Below are 8,403 nucleotides of genomic sequence, written 5' to 3'. Positions count from 1 at the left end.
CAGTTTGGCTGTTAGAACTCAATCTGTACGAGTGCCCACACAGATGATTGCTTTATATTGTTAAAGAACGTTTGAGTTGCCTTAGCGACTCAAGGGAAGCGAATCTTACGCTTTCCTGTGTTTTTGTCAACACTTAATTTTAAATTTTATAAAAATCTAAACTTAAGTTTTACTCGACTCACTAAGTGGTTTGCTTGCAGCTTAAGCGTTGCCTGCTCTGCCGTCTCAGTGGGGTCGCATTATAGGGAGCCGCGAATTTAACGCAAGCCTTTTTTAGCTAAAAAAGTGATTTAAATTGCACCCCAAGCAAGCGCACACCCTAAACACAAGTTACCCACAAACACCTGTTGATAACTTTGTTTTTATGGTCGTTTATTCTAAACACTTTGTCATTCCTATGGTAAGTTGCGGTCACTTTTTTAACGCATGTCTTTAGGTAGTATTTATGGCAGATATAATAAATAGTATAAGTGGTCTCTTGTGGGGGCACGTTCTCGTATACTTATTAATAGCAGCGGGTTTATTTTTCACCTTTAAATTAGGTTTTATTCAATTTGTACAATTTCCACATATGTTCAAGGTCATGTTTGGATCTCGAAAATGTGCGAATAACGAAATCTCTTCTTTTCAAGCTTTTTGTACTTCATTAGCAGCTCGAGTCGGTACTGGGAATATGGCAGGTGTCGCTGTTGCATTGTATCTGGGTGGCCCGGGAGCTATTTTTTGGATGTGGTTAATTGCATTAATTGGTATGGCGACAAGCTTTGCCGAAAGTACACTTGCACAAGCTTATAAAACAAAAGATGCTGAAGGCAATTTTAGAGGTGGTCCAGCTTACTATATGCAAACTGGCTTAGGTAAACGTTGGATGGGGGTTTTATTCTCACTGTGTTTAATTTTAGCTTTTGGTCTGGTATTTAATGCTGTGCAGTCAAACTCTATTGCTGCCGCTTTTGAAGTAGCATTTGATATCCCTAAATATATTGTAGGTATTTGTTTAGTTATTGGTTCTGGGATCATCATATTTGGAGGCCTTAAAACAATATCTCGATTTGCTGAAATGGTTGTGCCTTTTATGGCTTTGGCCTATTTATGTGTTGCGCTTTATGTTTGTGCTATTAACTTTGCTGCACTTCCTGATGTATTCATGTTAGTAATTAACAGTGCTTTTGGAATAGAGCAAGCCGGTGCCGGCGCTATAGGTTATGGTGTAATACAAGCGATGATCCAAGGAATTAAACGTGGTTTGTTCTCTAACGAAGCGGGTATGGGTAGCGCCGCTAATGCTGCAGCAACAGCAACACCTTACCCTCCTCACCCTGCTTCACAGGGTTATGTGCAAATGCTTGGGGTTTTTATTGACACAATTGTAATTTGTACTGCGACTGCATCACTTATCCTTCTATCTCAGCAATTAATTCCTGAATCAGGAGTATTGGGTATAGAATTGACTCAAGCAGCATTATCAGAACATGTTGGTAGTTGGGGCACTTATTTCATCGCTATTGCAATTTTATTCTTTGCCTTTACCTCTATTGTTGCTAATTACTCGTATGCAGAAACTAATCTTATGTTTTTAGAACATAACTCCCAAAAAGGGATGTTTATATTCCGCTTGATTGTTTTAGGAATGGTTATGTTTGGGGCCGTAGGTGAGCTCGGATTAATTTGGACATTAGCAGATATATCTATGGGTTTAATGGCTATTGTTAATGTAATCGCGTTATTTATGCTTTCAGGTGTCGTTGTATGGCTTTCAAAAGACTATAACGAACAACGTAAAAAAGGCCTAATCCCCTCGTTTGATAAAAGTAAACATCCAAAACTAGATAAAGAGGTAGACCCTCTAGCTTGGAAATAAAAATAAAATAGCGAGCTCCGGCTCGCTTTTTTAGTTCTAAAGTTTATTTACCCAACATTAAAACTTAGGTTAATTTTTACGACTACTTTATATTTACTACGTATAGGAACACAAAGAGATATTTAAAAAAGGAAAGCAGATGGGTGACATGACAAAAAAATACAGTATCGACACCACTGATTATCAAGTTGGACAAGATAATATTCAAAAATGGGGGTTTGATATACATAATCCTGTATTTGGAATAAGCGCTTTTTTAGTTGTTTTATTTGTATTGCTTAGCTTGGTTTTTGACCCTACCGTTACCCGCGACGCACTAACCTCCACTAAAGACGCTATCATAAATCAATTCGATAGTTACTTTATGTTACTTGCTAACGCCTTTGTAATCTTTTGTATTATCTTGGCATTCTCTCCCTTAGGTAAAATTCGTTTAGGCGGTGTCAAAGCTCGTCCAGAGCATGGTTACATATCGTGGCTTGCCATGTTATTTGCTGCAGGAATGGGCATTGGATTACTATTTTGGGGTGTTGCAGAACCAACAGCTTATTATACAGGTTGGTATCATATGCCTATGGGGGTTGAACCCAATTCACCACAAGCACATTCATTAGCTTTAGGTGCGACTATGTACCACTGGGGTTTGCACGGATGGGCAATTTACGCAGTAGTTGGCTTAAGCTTGGCTTTTTTTGCATTTAATAAAGGCCTGCCTTTGTCTATACGTTCTGTATTCTATCCCTTATTTGGTGATCGCGCATGGGGGTGGATGGGGCATATCATAGATATACTCGCGGTATTGTCGACTTTATTTGGTTTAGCAACATCACTGGGGCTTGGCGCACAACAAGCGACCAGTGGTATAAATTACCTATTAGGCACCGATTATGGCACTGCTTTTCAAATATCTGTTATTGGCTTAGTAACGTGTATTGCTATTTTCTCTGTTATTAGAGGTATTGAGGGCGGTGTAAAAGTACTAAGCAACGTTAATTTAATTTGTGCGTTTTTTTTGCTGTTAGTTGTTATCGTACTTACATTCTCTGATTCAATCCCTGCTGTTTGGTTTACCCTGGGAGCATACGTAGAACATTTTGTACCATTGAGTAATCCTTTTAATAGGCCCGATGAAGATTGGATGCATTCTTGGACTGTATTTTATTGGGCGTGGTGGATATCTTGGTCACCGTTTGTTGGTATGTTTATAGCGCGTGTTTCTAAAGGGCGCACTGTACGAGAGTTCTTACTTGTTGTTATAGGGCTACCAACTCTGCTTAGCCTTGTGTGGATGAGTGTATTTGGCAATATGGCAATAACACAAGCTATAGACAAAGTCGGACCACTTGGACAAAATGGTTTGACTGATATTTCAGTTACTTTATTTCAGGTATATGAACAGCTACCGTTTTCTAGCTTTATTTCTATTATTTCTATTGCTTTAGTTTTAGTCTTTTTTATCACTTCATCTGATTCAGGATCACTGGTGATAGACGGCATAACTGCTGGCGGTAAAATTGATGCACCAGTGCCACAGCGTATATTTTGGGCTACTGTCGAAGGTATGATAGCAGCAGTGTTACTTTGGGTTGGCGGCTCGCAAGCCTTACAAGCACTTCAATCTGGTGTAGTAACTACTGCACTCCCATTTTCAATCATACTTATTTTAATGTGTGTTGCGCTTATACAAGGCTTGCTAAGCGAATACCCTACTTATAAGGTTCAAAGCAAACTGCACTAACAATTCATCCGGTATAAGTGGCTCTTAAGAGTCGCTTATACAACTCATTTAAAACTTATTATAGCCACGTCACATTTTCCTCAATCTAGCTCTAGTTACTACTTTTTTATTTTAAAAGAGCAAACCTTACTCTCATCGTGTTGAAAATATCTGATTGACTAAAAGATAGATAAAGGAGTAATTAAATTACTAATGTTCTGATTTGTTTATTTTGTTATGGACAAGTGCGTTACTCATACAGATTCACATAATTAAGTACTATTTCGGATTGGTATTAACTGAGCTGAGTGAAATAGAGTAATGACGATAAAAATTGGGCCTTGCAAAGGCTAAGTGACAAAATCTTTAAATAGTAAAGTTAAGGAGATATTAAAAATAGATTAGATAAATGAGATTTGAATATATATTAAAAAATTTGTGGTGTGAGTTTTTGTGATTTCTGATTTGGGATTTATATAGAGATGGTGCCCGAGGCCGGACTTGAACCGGCACGACTTGTTAGTCGAGGGATTTTAAATCCCTTGTGTCTACCAATTCCACCACTCGGGCATCGAGTTTGCTAATTAAAGCGCGTGGAGTAAATTATGTGGAGGCGGAACCCGGAGTCGAACCGGGGTAAACGGATTTGCAATCCGGTGCATGGCCACTCTGCCATTCCGCCTTAACGCTTCCATATAATTTGGAGCGGCACACGAGGCTCGAACTCGTGACCTCGACCTTGGCAAGGTCGCGCTCTACCAACTGAGCTAGTGCCGCATTAAACTTTGTCAGTAATTTTTTTGTTAGTACGCGACTGTATCGCGGTAAACATTCTGGCAACTGAACTAATGCCAAAAAAACTAATTTATCAACTTTAAATTATCTTGGTATTATAATTTAAAGTGGTGCCCGAGGCCGGACTTGAACCGGCACGACTTGTTAGTCGAGGGATTTTAAATCCCTTGTGTCTACCAATTCCACCACTCGGGCATCGAGTTTGCTATTTAAAGCAAGTGGATAAAACTAATATGGAGCGGCACACGAGGCTCGAACTCGTGACCTCGACCTTGGCAAGGTCGCGCTCTACCAACTGAGCTAGTGCCGCATCATATTAATTCTACTATTACATTTTAAAAGTTATATGTTGGTGCATATAACTAAACCACAAAGTGGTGCCCGAGGCCGGACTTGAACCGGCACACTCTAAGAGCGAGGGATTTTAAATCCCTTGTGTCTACCAATTCCACCACTCGGGCATCGAGTTTGCTATTTAAAGCGTGTGGATTGTTGATTGGAGGCGGAACCCGGAGTCGAACCGGGGTAAACGGATTTGCAATCCGGTGCATGGCCACTCTGCCATTCCGCCCCAGCACTGGGGTTATAACCTTAGATAACTTGGAGCGGCACACGAGGCTCGAACTCGTGACCTCGACCTTGGCAAGGTCGCGCTCTACCAACTGAGCTAGTGCCGCATTTCGTTATCTTGGGGGCTATGCCCTCTCAACACGGACGCATTCTACAGAGATTATTAAACGCGTCAATACAAAAAATGCTAGTTTTGAACTGTTTGCTTGTTTTTTATCTAAAACGGTGCGTTATTATACATTTACAGTTAATTTTTGGTCAATTCACTCCATGCAGCGTTCAAATATTGCAGCATAGAACTCAGGGTCAAAAAGGTTGCTATATAGAGTAGCCCAAAACTTAAATAATTCATCCAGGTGTCATATTGCCAAATCAAACCAATGATGGCCAACATTTGTGCGGCAGTTTTAATTTTTCCCATATTAGATACAGCTACATTGCCACGCTTGCCCTGCTCAGCCATCCATTCCCTTAATGCTGATATAACTATTTCTCGACTAATAATAATAAGCGCAGGAATGGTCATATACATTGACTGATATTGATCAGAGAGAGCAACAAGTGCAGCACACACCATTACCTTGTCTGCAACAGGATCTAAAAAGGCTCCAAATGGCGTTGATTGTTCTAATTTTCTTGCAAGGTAGCCATCAAGTATATCGGTAATTGATGCAAGCCAAAAAATAAAAGCGGCAGCAAAAAAAGCCCAGCTATAAGGCAAATAAAATATCACCAAAAAAATGGGGATAAGAAAAAGTCTAAATGTTGTGAGTGTGTTTGGAATATTCCACATAACTACTTGGATATGTCTTTTCTTTTATATTCGCATGAAGGGCTAGCCCTTGTCATGTAAATGGTTAAATATCTTCTCAGCCATATCAGGGCTGATCCCGGGAACTTTCTTTAATTGTTCTATATTAGCAGCTTTTACCCCCTGCATGCCCCCTAAATATTTTAATAATGTTTGGCGACGTTTAGAACCTACTCCATTAATTTCTTCCAACAATGATTGTGTTCGCTGTTTTTGACGCTTATTACGATGCCCAGCTATTGCAAAACGGTGAGATTCATCTCGTATATGTTGTATTAGGTGAAGTGCAGGCGCATCAGAATCCATCGGAATTGTTTTACGCCCCCCATCTATGAGTAATGTTTCTAGGCCAGGTTTACGGCTCGTTCCTTTTGCAACCCCGACTAGCAGAGGCATTTTAGAATGAGACCAATTAGAAAAATATTGCTCTGCACGCCCTAACTGTCCTTTACCGCCATCTATAAATATTACATCGGGGATTTTGTCTTCATCCACTAATTTGTTGTAACGCTTATTTAAAGCAAACTCCATGGCTGCATAATCATCACCACCGGTTATACCGGTTACATTATAGCGCCTGTATTCTTTTGTATTTGGGCCTTGCGAATCGAAAACAACGCAACTTGCTACCGTGTTTTCTCCCATAGTATGGCTTATATCAAAACATTCCATTCGCGCTATATCATCTAGGCGTAATGTTGCTTTTAATTGGGCATAGCGTTTATTAATAGAGTCTTGTGTACTTTGTTTGACAGCAATACTGTTTAACGCATTTTTATTTGCTAGTTGAAGGTATTGCGCGCGCTCTCCACGTGTAACCACTTTAAGCGCCACTTTACGATCGCTTATTTGCGTCAGTGCTTCGCTTAACGCACTGCTCTCTTCTATTTCAAACGGGAGTATAATTTCTTTAGCAATGCGTCCTGTTGCACCTGGTGCTAAATAATATTGACCTAAGAATGAAGTTAAAATTTCTTGCTCGCTTGAATCTTTGGGTACTTTTGGAAAGTACGTTTTACTGCCGAGCACTTTATGATCGCGAATCATCAATAAATGTATGCCGTTTAATCCATTTAAATGCGCAAAGCCCACCACATCCATTTCTGCAAAGTTACCCGAAATAGATTGTTGCTCCTGCATTTTACGCAGTAGCATTATTTGGTCACGTACTTTTGCGGCAAGCTCAAAGTTGAGCTCCGCACTGGCTGCTTCCATTTTTTTTATTAGTTCGGCAATGACTTCATCCGATTTACCCGTCAAAAATTTGCGAACATAGTCAACTTGTTCACCGTAGTCTTGCTCGGTAACTTTATTAACGCATGGCGCAGAGCAACGCTTGAGCTGATACTGCAAACAAGGGCGACTTCGGGCACGATAATAAGCATCTTCGCATTGACGAACGGGAAATATTTTTTGCATTAAACGCAAACTTTCCGAGACAGCGCCTGCACTCGGAAATGGACCAAAATACTCGCCTTTTATTTTGCGGCTACCTCTATGAAACGCTAACCGCGGATGCTTATGGTTCGTTAATAAAATATAGGGGTAAGACTTATCATCTCGCAGTAGAATATTATAACGAGGCTGATATTTTTTTATGAGGTTATTTTCGAGCAGTAGCGCTTCGGTTTCGGTGTTGGTCAGTGTGACTTCAATATCATTAATGTTACTGACTAAAACACGGGTTTTGCTGTCGGTAATGTTGGATCTAAAGTAACTGCTTACGCGTTTTTTTAATTGTTTAGCTTTACCAACATAAATAACTTGGTTGTCACTATCAAGCATGCGGTAAACACCGGGCTCGCTTGATAGCGTTTTTAAAAAATGTACGTGATCAAATTCAGACATATAAAAGGGTTAGTACGACACGTCTATGTCAATCATCTTATGACGAATAGCTAAATGTGTAAGTTCAACATCGCCACCTACATTCAATTTTTCAAACATTCGGTAACGATAGCTATTAACTGTTTTAGAACTGAGGTTTAAGCGCTCTGCAATATCTTGTGCTTTTTCACCTTTGGTGATCATAAGCATTATTTGAAGTTCGCGCTCTGATAAACTCTGGAACGGATTTTCGTCTGTACGACCAGTAACCTGTGCCAGTGCTATTTGTTGTGCAATTTCAGGCGCAATGTAGCGTTGACCTGCATGAACTGAACGAATGGCACGAACCATTTCATCAGAGCCAGCTCCTTTGGTAAGAAAGCCGTGAGCACCAATTTGCATTACTTTAGACGGAAATGGGTCTTCGCAATTAACAGTAAGAACGATAATTTTTACGTCTGGGCAATAGCGACAAATCTTTTTAGTTGCCTCTAATCCACCCATGCCAGGCATATTCATATCCATAAGTACAATATTAGGTGTGTGCTGTCGGCAAAACTGAACAGCGGCTTCACCGTCTTTTGCTTCACCTACAACTTTAAACCCACGCACATCATCTAATATGCGTCTGATCCCAGTTCGTACTAGTTCATGATCATCAACTAAAAGTACATTAATCAATGCAATACCCTCATTAACTCAACTACACACGTCTAAATAATTTAATTTGTCACATTAACACAGTTAAAGCGAAACAATAACTAATATTATCGCTCTCACTCAGGCACGTTAACTAAAGTTAAAAGTACTGAAATCAATGTG

The 8,403-nt window shown here is 39.9% G+C and carries 5 protein-coding genes and 8 tRNA genes; 2 read left to right on the top strand and 11 right to left on the bottom strand.

All coding sequences use genetic code 11. The annotated features are described in order from the left end of the window. Window positions 1-445: 445 nt before the first annotated feature. Together AC27JL_RS15465 and AC27JL_RS15460 are read left to right on the top strand one after the other, a co-directional pair. Window positions 446-1,861 (top strand): alanine/glycine:cation symporter family protein, encoded by a 1,416-nt coding sequence (locus AC27JL_RS15465; protein ID WP_039038045.1) that lies wholly within the window; start codon window positions 446-448, stop codon window positions 1,859-1,861. 139 nt (window positions 1,862-2,000) lie between these two features. Then, the gene (locus AC27JL_RS15460; RefSeq protein WP_487195992.1) at window positions 2,001-3,599 is read left to right on the top strand and encodes a BCCT family transporter; all 1,599 of its coding nucleotides are present in this window, start codon (window positions 2,001-2,003) and stop codon (window positions 3,597-3,599) included. 462 nt (window positions 3,600-4,061) lie between these two features. Here AC27JL_RS15460 and AC27JL_RS15455 read toward each other — a convergent pair. The 11 genes from AC27JL_RS15455 to uvrY form a co-directional block, all read right to left on the bottom strand. Beyond that, window positions 4,062-4,148: transfer RNA gene (locus tag AC27JL_RS15455), tRNA-Leu, on the bottom strand. 38 nt (window positions 4,149-4,186) lie between these two features. After that, window positions 4,187-4,260, bottom strand: a tRNA-Cys gene (locus AC27JL_RS15450). Between the two features lie 19 nt (window positions 4,261-4,279). Then, window positions 4,280-4,355: transfer RNA gene (locus AC27JL_RS15445), tRNA-Gly, on the bottom strand. A gap of 126 nt (window positions 4,356-4,481) precedes the next feature. Beyond that, window positions 4,482-4,568, bottom strand: a tRNA-Leu gene (locus AC27JL_RS15440). A gap of 39 nt (window positions 4,569-4,607) precedes the next feature. Further along, window positions 4,608-4,683, bottom strand: a tRNA-Gly gene (locus AC27JL_RS15435). 65 nt (window positions 4,684-4,748) lie between these two features. Continuing rightward, window positions 4,749-4,834 (bottom strand) — tRNA-Leu (locus AC27JL_RS15430). Window positions 4,835-4,870: 36 nt separating this feature from the next. Beyond that, window positions 4,871-4,944 (bottom strand) — tRNA-Cys (locus tag AC27JL_RS15425). 30 nt (window positions 4,945-4,974) lie between these two features. Then, window positions 4,975-5,050 (bottom strand) — tRNA-Gly (locus AC27JL_RS15420). A 140-nt stretch (window positions 5,051-5,190) separates the two neighbouring features. Beyond that, window positions 5,191-5,736, bottom strand: a complete 546-nt coding sequence (gene pgsA / locus AC27JL_RS15415) for a CDP-diacylglycerol--glycerol-3-phosphate 3-phosphatidyltransferase (RefSeq protein WP_006794013.1) — start codon at window positions 5,734-5,736, stop codon at window positions 5,191-5,193. Window positions 5,737-5,778: 42 nt separating this feature from the next. Beyond that, window positions 5,779-7,602 (bottom strand): excinuclease ABC subunit UvrC, encoded by a 1,824-nt coding sequence (gene uvrC, locus AC27JL_RS15410; protein WP_487195991.1) that lies wholly within the window; start codon window positions 7,600-7,602, stop codon window positions 5,779-5,781. Window positions 7,603-7,611: 9 nt separating this feature from the next. Next, a complete protein-coding gene (gene uvrY / locus AC27JL_RS15405; RefSeq protein ID WP_006794015.1) occupies window positions 7,612-8,262 on the bottom strand; it encodes a UvrY/SirA/GacA family response regulator transcription factor in 651 nt (216 codons plus the stop codon). Between the last annotated feature and the right edge of the window lie 141 nt (window positions 8,263-8,403).

The organism is Pseudoalteromonas sp. 4NS20-0020 (assembly GCF_057554385.1).
Note: the sequence above shows the minus strand (reverse complement) of the source record. Positions and strands in the feature narration are given on the sequence as shown.

Bases quoted from the DNA above. Each gene is read 5' to 3' on its own strand.
- AC27JL_RS15465 (WP_039038045.1), top strand. From the start codon at position 446: ATGGCAGATATAATAAATAGTATAAGTGGTCTCTTGTGGGGGCACGTT.
- AC27JL_RS15460 (WP_487195992.1), top strand. From the start codon at position 2,001: ATGGGTGACATGACAAAAAAATACAGTATCGACACCACTGATTATCAA.
- pgsA (WP_006794013.1), bottom strand. From the start codon at position 5,736: ATGTGGAATATTCCAAACACACTCACAACATTTAGACTTTTTCTTATC.
- uvrC (WP_487195991.1), bottom strand. From the start codon at position 7,602: ATGTCTGAATTTGATCACGTACATTTTTTAAAAACGCTATCAAGCGAG.